Below are 14911 nucleotides of genomic sequence, written 5' to 3'. Positions count from 1 at the left end.
GATTCGAAAGTCGAACTTACTCCAATTTCAATAATGTAAGATATTTTTTATGAACAGTTAAAGGACAGACTTTGTATATTTTATCGGCGTCGATAGCCAGCGTCGGCGGGTGTCGAGAATCGGGAGAGAGTAACGCGGCTAGGGGACGCCGGACCCTACGACGACACGCCAGCGAGCGAGCGGTTCTCGGGGATGATGCGGTTCTTCAGCGCGTCCCCGCTGCGGCCGTCGAAGAGGTGGATAGCCTCCTCGGGGAACGCGACGGTCGTCCGGTTCCCCTCCGAGACGGTGGGGTCCCCCGTCGTCGTCGCGGTGAACTGGGTCTCGTCCCCCCGTCGAGCAGTCGCAGGTGGACCGTGTTCTCGTTGCCCTGCGGTTCGACCACCAGCACCTCGGCGCCGAAGCGGTGAGCCGTCGAGACCGAATCGCTGGCGTCTACGACGACGTCCTCGGGACGAACGCCGAGCGTCAGGTCGGTCACGTCGCCCACCTGTGCCCGCGCCTCCTGAGAGAGCGGGTACGTGAAGCCGTCGCCGACGAACGCGTCGCCGTCGAACGTTCCGTCGAAGAAGTTCATCGACGGTTCGCCGATGAAACCGGCGACGAACGTGTTGTTCGGTTCGTGGTAGCATTCGAGGGGCGTTCCGACCTGCTGGAGTTCCCCGCCGTCGAGGACCGCGATGCGGTCGCCCATCGTCATCGCCTCCGTCTGGTCGTGCGTGACGTAGATGGTCGTCACGCCGAGTTGCTCCTGGAGGCGCTGGAGTTCGATGCGCATCTCCGCACGGAGTTTGGCGTCGAGGTTCGACAGCGGTTCGTCCATCAGGAACACCTCCGGGTCCCGCACGATAGCCCGTCCGAGTGCCACCCGCTGCTGTTGCCCGCCCGAGAGCGCCCCCGGCTTCCGGTCCAGCAGGTCACTGATGTCCAGCATGTCGGTCGTCTGCTCGACGCGGTCGTTGATCTCTCCCTTCGGGAGGTCGGTCGACTCTTCGAGACCGAACGAGATGTTCCCGCGGACGCTCTTGTGTGGGTACAGCGCGTACGACTGGAACACCATCGCGATGTCGCGCTCCTGTGCGGAGACGTCGTTGATGCGCCGTCCCTCCAGCCTGAGGTCACCCCTGGTTATCGTTTCGAGTCCGGCGATCATCCGCAGCGTCGTCGACTTCCCGCAGCCCGAGGGGCCGACGAGGACGAGAAATTCCCCGTCGGCGATGTCGAGCGAGAGGTCCTCGACCGCGACGATCTCTCCGCCCTCGTCGTCGTGAAACACCTTCGTTACGTCGTCGAGTGTCAGTCGTGCCATGGTTACTGTTCGATCTGAGTGAGTTCCGACTCCGGTTCGTGTCGGCGGTTGTGCAGCGCGGTTCCGGTCGCGGCGTCGAACAGGTGGACCTTCCCCGGGTCGATGCTGACGACGACCTGTTCGCCCTGCGAGAGGAGATGCATCCCGCCGGTGACGGCCTGGAGCGCGTCGTCGATGTCGCCGCCGGGCCGGGTCAGGTGCAGGACGTTCTGGTCGCCGTGGGGCTCGACGACGCGGACCTCGAAGCGGAAGTCGGTCGCGCCCGGTTCCGCTTCGTCTCCCTCCCCGCGGACGACGATGTCTTCGGGGCGAATCCCGAGGATCAACTCCTCGTGGTCACCGACTGCCGCGCGAAGCCCGTCGTCGAGCGGATACTCGAAGTGGTCGCTCACGAACGTCGACTCCGACCGTGTCCCCGAGACGAGGTTCATCATCGGCTCGCCGATGAAGCCGGCGACGAACGTGTTGTTCGGTTCGTGATAGCATTCGAGCGGCGTCCCGACCTGCTGGAGTCGCCCGTCGTTCATCACGGCGATGCGGTCGCTCATCGTCATCGCCTCCGTCTGGTTGTGCGTCACGTACACCGTGGTCACCTTCAGGTCGGACTGGAGGCTCTGGAGTTCGGTGCGCATCTCCGCGCGGAGTTTGGCGTCGAGGTTCGACAGCGGTTCGTCCATCAGGAACACCTCCGGGTCCCGCACGATAGCCCGTCCGAGTGCCACCCGCTGCTGTTGCCCGCCCGAGAGTTCGTCGGGGTTCCGGTCGAGCAGGTCGGCGATACCGAGCGTCTCGGCCACCTCCTCGACGCGGGCGTCCCGCTCTTCGGACGTGTATCCGGGTTCTTCCTCCAGTCCGTACCGGATGTTCTGTCTGACCGTCATGTGCGGGTAGAGCGCGTAATCCTGAAACACCATCGCGATGTCGCGGTTCTGCGGCACCCGGTAGTTCATGTGATCGTTGCCGATGTAGATATCTCCCGACGAGGGGGTCTCCAGCCCCGCGAGACAGCGGAGCGTGGTGGACTTCCCACAGCCGGAGGGCCCGACGAGGACGAGGAACTCCTCGTCCGCGATGTCGAGCGAGAGCTCTTCGACCGCGACCGTATCACCGAACCGTTTCGTCAGGTTCTCGAGTTGAATGCTTCCCATCTGTGTCCTCCAGTTATCCGCTCTCCGTGCGGAGTCCCTTCGCGAACTGTTCGGCGAACGCGACGTAGAGAATGAGCGTCGGGATGGCCGCGAGGAACGCCGCGGACATCCGGATGCCGAAGTCGATGCCGGAGGTCGACGCCCCGATGGCCGGTAAGATGAGCGTCACGGGCGCGGCCGGCGCGTCCGCACCCACCACGAGCGTGAACGCGAAGAGGAACTCGTTGTAAATCTGCGTGAACTGGTAGATGAACACGACGCCGAACATCGGCTTCGAGAGGGGCAAGACGATGCGGCGGTAGATCTTCGTGATGCTGGAGCCGTCGATCTTGGCCGCCTCGACGAGCGAACTCGGGAGGCTCTGGTAGTACGACCGGAAGAGGATCGTACAGATCGGGATGCCGTACGCGATGTGGGTGATCACCAGCGGCGCGAGGTTCGCGTGGTACGCCTCCAGGAACGGTATCGAGGCGACGAACGGCTGTAACATCCGCGCGAGCGGGAAGATGTTGTTCCAGAAGCGGGCCAGCGGCACCAGCACGGCCTGGTAAGGCACGAAGATGCCGGCCAGAAAGAGCATGAGCACCCCTAACTGGGCGCGCCAGTCGACCAGCGTGAGGCCGTACGCGGCCATGCTCCCGAGCAGGACGCTGCCGACCGTCGCCGGGATGGCCATGATGAGCGAGTTGACGAACGAGTCCGCGAGGCGCTCGAACGCGAACTGGAGGTTGCCGAGCGTGAAGCCCTCACTCGCCGGCGGGGCGAACGGGAGCGACCGCGCGACGGACTCGTTCGTCTTGATGGCAGTCATGATACCCGTCTCCAGCGGGACGAGGAAGAAGCCGAGGAACAGGAGGACGAGGGTGTACTGGAGGACGCGACGGAGGTTCACGTCCTCGACGAGCGACGCCACGTCGAACGACCGGGTGGACGAGGAACTCGCCATGGTTAGAGACTCCCCTGTTTGTGCTGGTAGTAGAGGTACGGTCCGATGACGCCGAGCGCCATGACCAAGAGCATGGTGGCGATGGCGGCCGAGTACGCCCACTCGCCGAACTTGAAGGCGCGTCTGACCATGAGCGTCGCCAGGATGTCGGTCCCGTTCGGGGGACGGTACCGGCCCACGAGCGCGTACAGGAACGTGAACGCCTTCAAAGCGAACACCATCAGTACGACCGCCGCGCTGACCGACGCCTCTTTCAGTTGGGGAACGATGATGCGGAGGTACGTCCGGATGGTGCTCGCGCCGTCGACCCGTGCGGCCTCGAACTGGTCGTCCGGAATCGACTGCAGGCCGGCGAGGTAGACGACCATCGTGTAGCCGCTGAACTGCCAGACGAGCGCGAAGATGACCGCTGCCAGGGCAACGGAGGGGTTCCCGATCCAGTCGACCGGGGCGAATCCGAACGTCGTCACGATGAGGTTGAGGATGCCACTCTCGACGTTGAACATCCAGAGCCACAACTGCGCAGTGACGACGAACGAGAGGCTCATCGGCAGGAGGTACACCGTCTGGAACTTCTCGGAGAACCGGATGCCGTGGTCGAGAAGGACGGCCAGAAACAGCCCCAGTATCAGACACACCGTCGTGAAGACGACGAGCAGGACGAGGTTGTTCTGTGCGGCGGCCAAGAACGCGTCGCTCGACAGCGCCTGGGTGTACATCTCGAAGTCGAGCGACGAGTAGTCGGGCGTTCCGAGCCCCGAGTAGTCGGTGAAGGAGATGGCGAGGTTGTAGCCGATACCGCCGTAGACGGCGATGCCCATGAGGACGAACGGAATCCCCCAGTACGGCGACGAGCGGACGAAGTCGCTGTTGAGGAAGTACCGGAGCCGCGTCTCCCAGCCGACCACCTCCTCGGCCGACTCGGTCACGTGGTCAGTTTGATCGTGCGTGGCCATCGACGTACCTGTGATGTTCGTTATTCATGACTCTGCAGATTCCGGTCTCAGTTCGAGACCGCCCCGATCAGCGCGTCGGCACACGCCTCGACCTCGAACGGCCCCATGAAGTTCTCCGCGAACGCCGTCTTGCAGTCGCCCATCGTCTCGGGGGTGACCGCGAGACCGTGCGCGATTGTCGGCGGGTACGCGTCGGAGCTCGTGAGGTCCTCGTAGGTCATCGCCAGGAAGTCGGTCAGTTCGCTCGGGTCGATGTCGGTCCGGAGCGGGACCGAGCCCTTCGGGTTGTTGAAGGCAATCTGTGCCTCCTTCGTCCCGACGAACTTCTGCCAGGCGATGGTCTCCTCTCGGCTGGGGTTGTTCGCGGGCGCGACGATAGCGTCGACGTGGTAGAAGTAGATGCCCTCCGTCCCGGGGAACGGAATCCAGTCCCACTGTTCTTGGTAGTTGAAACTGTCGTCCGCGCGGAACATCCCGTACACCCAGTTGCCCTGGTGAATCGTCGCGGCCTCCCCGCTGATGACCTTCTGCCCGGCCGTGGTGAAACTGATCGAGGAGGCGTCGGCGGTAATGTAGTTCTCGTTTATCGTCTTCAGCGCTTCGAGCGCCTCGACCACCGCCGCTCGGTCGGGGCTCCCCTCGATGAAGTTCGTGTACGCCTCGACACCGCTCTGGCTCGTGATGATCTGCGCCCACAGCTGGAGGTTCGTCCACGGCGCGACCATCGCCTGCGCCATCGGCGTGACGTCAGTCTCCTGGTTGATCGTCTCGAGAGCGTCCAACAGCGCGTCGACGCTGTCGAGGCTCGACGCGTCGATACCGGCCTCCTCGAAGACAGCGGTGTTGTAGAAGAGGTTGTTCATCCGGTGGGAGCCGAGCGGGACGGCCGGCATCTTGTCGTTGAACTGGCAGAGCTCCATCGCCCGGCTCTGCATGACGTCCTTGTACCCGGCGGCGTCCCAGACGTCCGCCTCCAGATCCATCAGCGCGCCCTCGTACCGCGCGAGGTTATTCCCCGGCCAGTTGGCGAACGAACTCATCGGGTTGTTGTTCGAGAGTCGGCGGAGAATCGTCGCGTTGAGGTTGACGTTCGCGCTCGCCCCGACCGCCTGGAAGTTCGTCTCCATCTCGGGGTACTGCTCCTGGAACGTCTCGATCAGCGCGGTGATCGCCGCCTCGCCGTCGCCGCCGGCCCAGCCGTGCAGTACTTCGAGCGAGGAGTCCCACTGTCCGCCGGAACCACCGCTGCTGGTGCTTTCGCCGCCGCTCGACTCGCCGCTCCCGCCCGACCCACCACTGCCACCCGAGTCCGAACCGCCGCCGCCGCCCGACTCACCGTCACCACCCGAGCCACCAGCACACCCCGCTAGCCCGACGGCCGCGCCAGCCACCAGCGCTTGCAGGTAGTTCCGTCGGTCGACACTGTCGGTAGGACTGTCATGCTCACGCATGCTTTACTCATCTCGATTGTTCATGTTTATATTTTGTGGTTGTCAGCCGGCCAAGAAAAGAGAGCGCACGTCGTGGGGGCCCCAGATGACGACGTGTCGGTTCGGTCGATGACCGTGTCGACTCAGTCGACGACCGTACCGGAGTTGTCCCGTGGGCGGTAGCCGAGCGCCCGCATCGCCTCGGTGAGCGGGAGGTAGCGGTCGTCGTTGGCCGAGAGGAGGTTGACCGCGAGCGGCGACTGCGGGAGGGCCGCCTCGACGGCCCGTCGCATCCCCTGCCGGCAGTCGCGTGGACTGAGCCACATCGCGCGGACGTACCGCGCAACCGCTGGCTCTTCGTCGTCCTTCTCGCGGACCTCCTCGGGAGAGAGGAGCCAGCCGATACGGACGTTGACCACTTCGATGCCGTACCGGTCGGCGTAGTAACTGCCGAGCGCCTCGCCGAACACCTTGCTGACGCCGTAGTACGAGTCCGGGCGCGGGGGCTCCGACGGACGGACCGTCCGGGCGTCGGCCGCCAGAGTCTCCGGGCGGGCCGGGTCGGCGATGTTGTACATCTGGTGGACGTGGTTCGTGCTCGCGAAGACGACGCGGTCGACTCCTGCCGAGAGTGCCGCCTCGTAGACGTTGTACGTCCCGCCGATGTTGACCTCGTAGACGCTCTGCCACCCCGCGCCGGGGTCGGGGTTCGCCGCGAGGTGGACGACGACGTCGTGACCTTCGAACGCCGCGGTCAGTTCCTCTCCGTCGCGAACGTCCAGAATGACGCTGTCGAGGCCTTCTCGCTCTCGATGTGTGATGGGCGTGACGTCGTGGTCGTTCGAGAGCGCGTCGACCGTCTCCCGGCCGACGTTACCGGCCGCTCCAGTGACTGCTACGCGAGCCATACGGGGAGGTGAGATGCCACCGTAATAAGCGTACAGTTCCCCTGGGCCCGGATCGACGACCGAGCCAGGTCCGAACCAACCGACGGTCGAACCGAACGGCGACACGACGGCACCGTGGACGAAACACGAGCATTCGCGGCTGAACGAGGCCGCAGGTCTCGCTGCGTCCCGCTCGCGTCCGTCGCCGGTGCGCAGCACCGGCTTCCGGCGGAACCGCCGGTTCGCGCGGTTCGCGGGAACGACACGGCGGCCGCGCCGGCCGCGCGCCACCGCCCCGTCTCGCGGCAGTCGGCGCGTGAGAACGCGGGTAACACGACCCTATTTGAGGGTCGACCGGAAACGAAGGGGCATGTCCGTCGAACGCGTCGTCGACTGCACGTGTGACCTCGGGGAGGGACCGGTCTGGCACACCGGGGAGGACCGACTGTACTGGGTAGACATCGACGCCGGACGACTCCACCGGTTCGACCCGGCGACCGGCACGCACGACGTCGCCTTCGAGACGCGAGTCGTCTCCGGGGTCACCGTCCAGCGGGACGGGTCGCTGTTGCTGTTCATGGACCGTGGCCGCGTCGGCCACCTCGTCGACGGCGAACTGGTTACCGTCGAACAGGTCGTCGAACAGGACGAGGAGTCGCGGTTCAACGACGTCATCGCGGACCCGGCGGGAAGAGTGTTCTGCGGGACGATGCCGACCGACGCGCGCGGCGGCCGTCTCCACCACCTCGACACCGACGGGGCGACGACGCTCGTCGCCGACGGGGTGGGCATCCCCAACGGGATGGGGTTCACCCGAAACTACGAGTCGTGTTACTTCACCGAGACCGAGGCCGACACCATCTATCGCTACGCGTACGACGAACGAACGGGGGAACTGTCGGCCCGCGAGCGGTTCGTCACGACGTCCGATACGCCGGGCCTACCCGACGGGATGACCGTCGACGCGGCGGGAGGGGTGTGGTCCGCGCGGTGGAAGGGCGGGTGTGTCGTCCGGTACGACGCGAGCGGAACCGAGGTCGACCGTGTCGACCTCCCCGCCGAGAAGGTGACGAGCGTCGCCTTCGGCGGTCCCGGCCTCGGACGGCTCTACGTCACGACCGGCGGGGGGTCGGCACGACCCGAAGAAGGGACCGGTGCGGGCGCGCTGTTCCGTCTCGACCCGGACGTCGCCGGACGGCCCGAGTGCCGGTCAGCGGTCGACTTCTGAGCCCCTCGGCCGCTGAAACTCAGTTGAGCGCGACGGGTTCTCCCCGGTCGGCACTCTCGTAAATCGCGTCGAGGACCCGCATGACGTCGAGCGCGGCGTCCGGACCGATCGCACCAAAACGTTCATTATAGAGCGCCGTTTTGTGGCGAACGGCCGCGGATCGGCCACTCGAATCGAATCGTAACCCAACTGTCGTGTGAGGACGATCAACCATCACCCTGCGACCGCCGTCCTCACGGTCACGGCTACTGCCACAGCCAGCCCGTCCATGGGACGTATCGCGGGGAGCGTTCGACCCGCTCCGTCGCTGGAGTCCCCGAACGCTTCCCGTCGGATACACGGGTTCTCTCGACCGAGACGCGGAGTCGTATCGAAGAGACCCAGCCACAGGGCGGGTGCCGCGCGGCCGTCGGCGTCAGTTCAGTCGAGCGCGTCGTAGCCGTCGAACTCCTCGGCGAGGACGACGTCGCGACCGCGGTCGGCGGCGGTGTAGATGGCGTCCATGACCTGCATGTCGACGAGCGCGTGGTCGCCGTCCGGGTGAGGGTGAGAGTCGGTCAGCAGGCAGTGGGCGAAGTAGTCGAACTCCTCGGTCATCTGGTTCACCTGGTCGAAGTCGAGGGCGACGGTCTGACCCCCCCACGACAGCCGAAAGCCGCGGTCCTGCCGGTTGTAAAACGCGGGGTCGATTTCGATTTCGCCCTCGGTTCCCGTCACCCGGAGATGGCTCGACTGGTACGCCGACTGGCTGGCGGTACAGGTCGCGAGCGTGCCGTCGGCGAAGTCGAGACCGAAGCTCACGTGCTCGTCGCCGACGGCGGCGAAGGCGTCGTCTTCGACCGTCGTACGCGCCCGGACCCGGACCGGGTCGGCGTCGAGGACGAACCGGGCGGTGTTCAGCGGGTAGAGGCCGATGTCCATGACGGTCGCGCCGCCGGAGATGTCGGGGTCGAGTCGCCACTGGTCGGGGTCGGGGACGACCTCCGCGAGCAGTCGCTGTGACATGCTCCCGTGGACGAGCACCGGGTCGCCGATGGCGCCCCCTTCGACGAGTTCCCTGGCGCGACGGACCGCCGGTTCGGTCTGCATGCGGTAGGCGACCATCAGCGGGACGTCGTGTCCCTCACAGACCTCCTGGACCTCTCTGGCCCGGTCGACCGTCGACTCCATCGGCTTCTCACAGAGCACCGCCTTGCCGAGTTCGGCCGCCGTCTCGACGAACGGGAGGTGCAGCGCGTTGGGCGTGGCGACGTACACCGCGTCGTAAGCGTCGGCGGCGACGCCATCGTGAAACTGGTCGTACGTGATGCCGTGAGAGATGGTGTCGGCGAGGTCGGTCGCCCGTTCGGCCTTCTCGAGCGACCCGCTGACGACGACGGTCGTCTCACAGAAGTCCGCGTCGACGACGGCCGGAATCGCCTCCGCCCGCGTCCACCAGCCGAGGCCGACCATCGCGAACCTGACGACCCCGCCGGCGGTCTCCGCCTGCCAGTCGCGCCGCGTGAAATCGTCGAGAGCCTCAGGGATGGACGGACTCATACCTGCGTGACGGGGTTGGCGAGCGTGCCGATGTCCTCGATGGAGATCTCGACGCGGTCGTCGACCTGTAGGTCGAAGGGGCTGTCGGGAACCAGCGACGTGCCGGTGAGGACGACGGCGAGTTCGGGGACCGCGTTGTGGCGCGTGAAGTACGAGACGAGTTCCTCACAGCTACGGACCATCTCGCCGGTGTTCGTCTCGCCGGTGTACACCACCTCTCCCTCCCGGTGGATGGTCATCTCCATGTCGAGGTCGTGGGGGTCGTCGATGCTCTGGCTGGAGACGACGCAGGGACCGAGCGCACAGCAGCGGTCGTACACCTTCGCCTGCGGGAGGTACAGCGGGTTCCGTCCCTCGATGGAGCGACTACTGACGTCGTTGCCGATGGTGTAGCCGACAGGTTCCCCGCGGTAGAGGACGACGCCGAGTTCCGGTTCGGGCGTGTCCCACTCCGAGTCCGCTCGGATGCCGACGGCTTCGCCGGGTCCGACCGTTCGGGAGGGGGTGGCTTTGAAGAATATCTCCGGCCGGTCGGCGTCGTACACGTCGAGGTAGATGTCCGGCTTCGAACTCTCCTCCTCGCGGGCCTCCTCGCTGATTCGATACGTGACGCCGGCCGCCCAGACCTCCGCCGCGTCGACCGGAACGGTCACGTCCCGGTCGACCTCCTCCAGCGAGAGCGTGTCGGCGTCCTCGATGAGCGCGTCGGCGAGGTCGTCGACGGTCGAGCGAGTGAGGCCCGCCGCCCGCGCCAGGTCGCCGAAACTCCGGAGACTGTCGTCGGCGCTCGTCAGGTCGTACGTCGTGGTTCCGTCGCTGACACACAGGCGGCGCTCACCCGCCGCCTCTAGCTGATTGTATTGCATTCGACCCCCATGTTTTCGGGTATTTGTTATAAATCCTCGTGCACACCGGGGCGAGGGGCGGTCGCGGACACTGTCACGACCGTGGAGAACCACGCTGTGCTCGTGGGGTGTCCCACAACGTGGAATCAACGTTTATCATAGATGACCTCAAACGTGCGCGCATGAGCCACCAGGCGAAGAACCCGGTCCAGTCGATCGTGAACACGTTCGCAATCGTCGAAGCCCTCCGTGAACTCGACGGCGCGGGGGTGTCGGAACTGGCGGCGCACCTGGACACGCCGAAGAGCACGGTGCACAACTACCTCAGCACGCTCGAACAGGAGGAGTACATCGTCAAGGAGGACGGCGTCTATCAGGTCGGCATTCGGTTCCTCGAACTCGGAGCGTACGCACGAAATCGCCGCCAGATCTTCGAGATCGCCAAACCGGAGATCGACCGCCTCGCGGCGGAGACGGGCGAACTCGCCAACCTCCTGATCGAAGAACACGGCCGCGGGACGTATCTCCAGCGGGTCCGTGGCGAGAACGCGGTGCAGGTGGAGGCGCACGTCGGAACGCGCGTCTCGCTGCACAGCACGGCGCTCGGCAAGGCCATCCTGGCGTTCATGCCACGCGAGCGGGTCGACGAGATCATCGACCGCCACGGGCTCGAACAGACGACGCCCAAGACGGTGAGTTCGCGCGAGGAACTGTACGAGGCGCTCGAGGACGTCCGCGACTCCCGGTACGCGCTCGACGACGAGGAACGAATCAAGGGGCTCCGGTGTGTCGCAGCGCCGATTCTGAGCAACGACGACCGGGTGCTGGGCGCGGTGAGCGTCTCGGGACCCTCGAACCGCATCAGGGGGACACGATTCCGCGAGGAACTCCCGAACAAGGTGCTCGAAGCCGTCAACGTCATCGAACTCAACGTCACGTACTCCTGAGTCGGGAGAGCCGTCCGAACAGCGTTCCACCTTGTTGAACCGTGTTCACACGAATCGTTCCAAATAGCTGAACCCACTGGTCGGCACAGTTAGCCGATGAGCACGGATTAATATCGACGAGCAGGTGAAAACAGAGCATAAAAAGACGAGATCATTCGTAACACTGGCCAACTAGTGGAAATATACTACGTACATCCGGCGCGGCCGTCATTCGAATCGCGTTCCACATCGTGAGATACGGGTCCGTCCGTCGCGCCGGCACACGCGCGAAGAACACGTTACCGCGGGGGCGGACGAACCGCTCCGAACGACCCGGAGAGGCGGAACGACGGGCCGGACGTGTCGTTCACCTCTGTTCACCCATATGGAATATGCTTTCCAGATAACCTATCTCGCTTCGTGTATGTCTGAACCCGTGTCCATCTCGAACGGCGGTAGTGTTACACCCATATCGATGTAACAGAATCAGTCGGTCGCGCCCGACTCGGACGGCGTCCGGGGGGACGGTGGCGACGTGATCACCCGTCTCCGTCGTCCGTCACCCGGGGCAGCAACCGCCCGAGCAACGGAGAAGAGGACGACTCGAAGGGAGTTCGGCGGACGACGGGCGGGCGGTTCGACCCCGCTGTTCGTCCGTAGTCCGAAAGCACGTTCACGGACCTCGGACGGGATGCAGGTTAGTCGGATGGTTGTTCGACGATAGTGAATTCAGTCGTCCCGCGGCGGCGGAGGACGCACGCGTGAACCCAGAAGTAACGGCACCGAAACACTTGTTAGTCACAGCACCGTCGAGCGACACGATGGCACACGAAAACTACATCGCGGGCGAGTGGCGCCCATCGGAGACCGGAAACACGACAGAGAGTCGGAACCCGGCCGACACCTCGGAGGTCGTCGGCGAGATAGCTGAATCGAACGAGTCAGACGCGACGGCGGCAATCGACGCGGCCGTCGAGGCACAGGAGGCGTGGGCGTCGACGCCCGGCCCGGAACGCGGTGCGATCCTTCGGAAGACGGGGTCGCTCCTCGCAGAGCGCAAGGAGGAGGTAACCGAGACGCTGGTCCGCGAGGAGGGCAAGACCTGGTCCGAGGCTTCGGGAGAGGTACAGCGTGCGATCGACATCTTCCACTACTACGCGGGGAAGGCCGCCGACATGGGTGGGGAGGTCAAACAGAGCAGTTCCCCCGACACGAGCCTCTACGTCCGGAAGGAACCGGTGGGGGCCGTCTCGGTAATCACTCCCTGGAACTACCCCATCGCCATCCCGGCGTGGAAGATCGCACCCGCGCTGGCGACCGGGAACACCGTGGCGTTCAAGCCCGCGACGACCACGGGCATCACGGCGGTCCGACTGGTCGAGTGTTTCGAGGACGCGGGGCTGCCCGGGGGTGTGCTCAACATGGTCACGGGCCCGGGGTCGGCCGTCGGGAACACGCTCGCGAGCGACGACCGCGTCGACGGGGTCTCCTTCACCGGCAGCGCCACCGTCGGCGACATCGTCTATCAGAACGCCGCGGAGAACCAGACGCGTACCCTCCTCGAAATGGGCGGCAAGAACCCGACGGTCGTCTGTTCGGACGCCGACCTCGACGAGTCCGTCGATATCGTCGCGTCGGGCGCGTTCGGCGTCACCGGACAGGCGTGTACGGCCTGTTCCCGCGCAATCGTCCACGAGGACGTGTACGACGAGTTCGTCGAACGGCTCACCGACCGCGCCGCCAGCATCGAGGTCGGACCGGGTATCGACGACCCCGGGATGGGGCCCCAGAACAGCGAGGGCGAACTGAGCGGTACCCTCGAGTACATCGAGACCGGCGTCGACGAGGGAGCCACGCTGGAGACGGGCGGCGGTCGTCCCGACGGCGACGGACTCGACGACGGGTACTTCGTCGAGCCGACGGTCTTCTCGGACGTGGAGTCCGACATGACCATCGCACAGGAGGAGATATTCGGCCCGGTTGTCGCGGTCATTCCCGTTTCGGGGTTCGACGAGGCGGTCGAGGTGGCCAACGGCGTCGAACAGGGTCTGTCGGCGAGCGTCGTCACGAACGACCTGAACAAGGCCCACCGCTTCGTCGACGAGGTCGACGCCGGCGTGGTCAAGACGAACGAGAAGACGACCGGCCTCGAACTGCACGTCCCCTTCGGCGGGATGAAAGCCTCCTCCTCGGAGACCTACCGCGAGCAGGGCGACGAGGGACTCGCCTTCTACACCATCAGCAAGACGGTGTACATGAACTACTGACCGGGGAAGGCACTCGACCACCGGTCAGGCGGGCGTGTCGCGGGCGCGGCACGCTCGTGTCGCACGGCCTGGGAACGGACCCCCAGCGGTCCGGAACTGTTTTTACGGAGTTGTGAGAAGTCCGAACGACGCATGAACTACGGACAGTTACGAGACCCGAACGCGGAGTACACGATGCGGGACCTCTCGGCGGAGACGATGGGACTCACCGGGGACCGGGGCGACCGCGACGTGGAGATCACCGACGTCCAGACGGTCATCGTCGACGGGAACTACCCGTGGACGCTGGTCAGGGTGTACACGGACGCCGGCGTGGTCGGCAACGGCGAGGCGTACTGGGGCGGGGCCATCCCGGAGATCATCGACCGGCTCAGACCCTTCATCGTCGGCGAGAACCCCCTCGACATCGACCGGCTGTACGAACACATGGTGCAGAAGACGTCCGGCGAGGGCTCGATCGCCGGGAAGGACATCGCGGCCATCTCGGGCATCGAACTGGCGCTGCACGACGCCGCGGGGAAGGTCCTCGACGTCCCTGCCTACCAACTCCTCGGCGGGAAGTACCGCGACGAGGTGCGCGTCTACTGTGACTGCCACACGGAGGACGAGGCCGACCCCGACGCCTGCGCCGACGAGGCCGAACGCGTCGTGGACGAGTTGGGATACGACGCGCTGAAGTTCGACCTCGACGTCCCCTCGGGCCACGAGAAGGACCGCGCGAACCGCCACCTGCGGGCCCCCGAGATCGAACACAAGGCCGAGATCGTTCGAAAGGTGACAGAGCGCGTCGGCGACCGCGCCGACGCCGCGTTCGACTGCCACTGGTCGTTCACCGCCGGGAGCGCGAAACGCCTCGCACGCGAACTCGAAGCGTACGACGTCTGGTGGCTCGAAGACCCCGTCCCGCCGGAGAACCACGACGTCCAGCGGGAGGTCACTCAGTCGACCGGGACGCCCATCGCGGTCGGCGAGAACGTCTACCGGACCCACGGCCAGCGGCAACTCCTCACCGAACAGGCGGTCGACATCATCGCACCCGACGTGCCCAAGGTGGGCGGGATGCGCGAGACGATGAAGATCGCCACGCTCGCCGAGATGTTCTACGTCCCGGTGGCGATGCACAACGTCTCCTCGCCCATCGCCACCATGGCTTCGGCGCAGGTCGGTGCGGCCATCCCGAACTCGCTGGCCGTCGAGTACCACTCGTACGAACTCGGCTGGTGGGAGGACCTCGTCGAGGAGGACGGCCTCATCCAGGACGGCTACATGCAGATCCCCGAGAAGCCCGGCCTCGGCCTGACACTGGACTTCGACGCCGTCGAGGAGCACCTCGCCGAGGGCCAGACGATGTTCGACGAGGAGTGAAACGACTCGTCGAGCCAGCGAGGTTACGTCTCGCGCTGTTCGACGAGGCGTAGTCGCGTCGAGCC

General features: G+C 65.4%; 11 protein-coding genes and 1 pseudogene. 4 read left to right on the top strand and 8 right to left on the bottom strand.

Features of this window, described 5'->3' with window-relative positions:
* Positions 1-155: 155 nt before the first annotated feature.
* The 6 genes and pseudogenes from C2R22_RS01300 to C2R22_RS01275 form a co-directional block, all read right to left on the bottom strand.
* Positions 156-1309 (bottom strand): annotated as a pseudogene (locus C2R22_RS01300) (ABC transporter ATP-binding protein).
* Between the two features lie 2 nt (positions 1310-1311).
* The gene (locus C2R22_RS01295) at positions 1312-2457 is read right to left on the bottom strand and encodes an ABC transporter ATP-binding protein (RefSeq protein ID WP_103423966.1); all 1146 of its coding nucleotides are present in this window, start codon (positions 2455-2457) and stop codon (positions 1312-1314) included.
* Positions 2458-2470: 13 nt separating this feature from the next.
* Entirely contained in the window at positions 2471-3403 is a 933-nt protein-coding gene (locus tag C2R22_RS01290) for a carbohydrate ABC transporter permease (protein WP_103423965.1), read from the bottom strand.
* Between the two features lie 2 nt (positions 3404-3405).
* On the bottom strand, positions 3406-4359 hold the full coding sequence (locus C2R22_RS01285; protein WP_103423964.1) for a carbohydrate ABC transporter permease: 954 nt from the start codon (positions 4357-4359) through the stop codon (positions 3406-3408).
* Positions 4360-4406: 47 nt separating this feature from the next.
* On the bottom strand, positions 4407-5810 hold the full coding sequence (locus C2R22_RS01280; protein ID WP_103423963.1) for an ABC transporter substrate-binding protein: 1404 nt from the start codon (positions 5808-5810) through the stop codon (positions 4407-4409).
* Positions 5811-5932: 122 nt separating this feature from the next.
* On the bottom strand, positions 5933-6697 hold the full coding sequence (locus tag C2R22_RS01275; RefSeq protein WP_103427529.1) for an NAD-dependent epimerase/dehydratase family protein: 765 nt from the start codon (positions 6695-6697) through the stop codon (positions 5933-5935).
* Between the two features lie 349 nt (positions 6698-7046).
* On the opposite strand from C2R22_RS01275, the gene C2R22_RS01270 reads away from it, so the two are divergent.
* On the top strand, positions 7047-7904 hold the full coding sequence (locus tag C2R22_RS01270; RefSeq protein ID WP_103423962.1) for an SMP-30/gluconolactonase/LRE family protein: 858 nt from the start codon (positions 7047-7049) through the stop codon (positions 7902-7904).
* Positions 7905-8324: 420 nt separating this feature from the next.
* Here the strand turns inward: C2R22_RS01270 and gfo6 are convergent, their stop codons facing one another.
* Both gfo6 and C2R22_RS01260 read right to left on the bottom strand, forming a co-directional pair.
* Positions 8325-9443 (bottom strand): D-xylose 1-dehydrogenase Gfo6, encoded by a 1119-nt coding sequence (gene gfo6, locus C2R22_RS01265; RefSeq protein WP_103423961.1) that lies wholly within the window; start codon positions 9441-9443, stop codon positions 8325-8327.
* Positions 9440-10309 (bottom strand): fumarylacetoacetate hydrolase family protein, encoded by an 870-nt coding sequence (locus C2R22_RS01260; RefSeq protein WP_103423960.1) that lies wholly within the window; start codon positions 10307-10309, stop codon positions 9440-9442. Before C2R22_RS01260 ends, gfo6 begins: the two co-directional genes overlap by 4 nt.
* A 161-nt stretch (positions 10310-10470) precedes the next feature.
* On the opposite strand from C2R22_RS01260, the gene C2R22_RS01255 reads away from it, so the two are divergent.
* The 3 genes from C2R22_RS01255 to C2R22_RS01245 all read left to right on the top strand — a co-directional run bounded on the left by C2R22_RS01255 (position 10471) and on the right by C2R22_RS01245 (position 14846).
* Entirely contained in the window at positions 10471-11235 is a 765-nt protein-coding gene (locus C2R22_RS01255) for an IclR family transcriptional regulator (protein WP_103423959.1), read from the top strand.
* Between the two features lie 800 nt (positions 11236-12035).
* The gene (gene xacF, locus C2R22_RS01250; RefSeq protein WP_103423958.1) at positions 12036-13481 is read left to right on the top strand and encodes a 2,5-dioxovalerate dehydrogenase; all 1446 of its coding nucleotides are present in this window, start codon (positions 12036-12038) and stop codon (positions 13479-13481) included.
* Positions 13482-13613: 132 nt separating this feature from the next.
* Positions 13614-14846 (top strand): mandelate racemase/muconate lactonizing enzyme family protein, encoded by a 1233-nt coding sequence (locus C2R22_RS01245; protein ID WP_103423957.1) that lies wholly within the window; start codon positions 13614-13616, stop codon positions 14844-14846.
* Positions 14847-14911 lie beyond the last annotated feature (65 nt).

Source organism: Salinigranum rubrum (assembly GCF_002906575.1).
Classification (GTDB): Archaea; Halobacteriota; Halobacteria; order Halobacteriales; family Haloferacaceae; genus Salinigranum; species Salinigranum rubrum.
The sequence above is the reverse complement of the archived record's forward strand: the minus strand, read 5'-3'. Positions and strand labels throughout refer to the sequence as shown.

Coding starts and splice junctions, on each gene's coding strand:
- C2R22_RS01295 (WP_103423966.1), bottom strand. CDS start 2,457: ATGGGAAGCATTCAACTCGAGAACCTGACGAAACGGTTCGGTGATACG.
- C2R22_RS01290 (WP_103423965.1), bottom strand. CDS start 3,403: ATGGCGAGTTCCTCGTCCACCCGGTCGTTCGACGTGGCGTCGCTCGTC.
- C2R22_RS01285 (WP_103423964.1), bottom strand. CDS start 4,359: ATGGCCACGCACGATCAAACTGACCACGTGACCGAGTCGGCCGAGGAG.
- C2R22_RS01280 (WP_103423963.1), bottom strand. CDS start 5,810: ATGCGTGAGCATGACAGTCCTACCGACAGTGTCGACCGACGGAACTAC.
- C2R22_RS01275 (WP_103427529.1), bottom strand. CDS start 6,697: ATGGCTCGCGTAGCAGTCACTGGAGCGGCCGGTAACGTCGGCCGGGAG.
- C2R22_RS01270 (WP_103423962.1), top strand. CDS start 7,047: ATGTCCGTCGAACGCGTCGTCGACTGCACGTGTGACCTCGGGGAGGGA.
- gfo6 (WP_103423961.1), bottom strand. CDS start 9,443: ATGAGTCCGTCCATCCCTGAGGCTCTCGACGATTTCACGCGGCGCGAC.
- C2R22_RS01260 (WP_103423960.1), bottom strand. CDS start 10,309: ATGCAATACAATCAGCTAGAGGCGGCGGGTGAGCGCCGCCTGTGTGTC.
- C2R22_RS01255 (WP_103423959.1), top strand. CDS start 10,471: ATGAGCCACCAGGCGAAGAACCCGGTCCAGTCGATCGTGAACACGTTC.
- xacF (WP_103423958.1), top strand. CDS start 12,036: ATGGCACACGAAAACTACATCGCGGGCGAGTGGCGCCCATCGGAGACC.
- C2R22_RS01245 (WP_103423957.1), top strand. CDS start 13,614: ATGAACTACGGACAGTTACGAGACCCGAACGCGGAGTACACGATGCGG.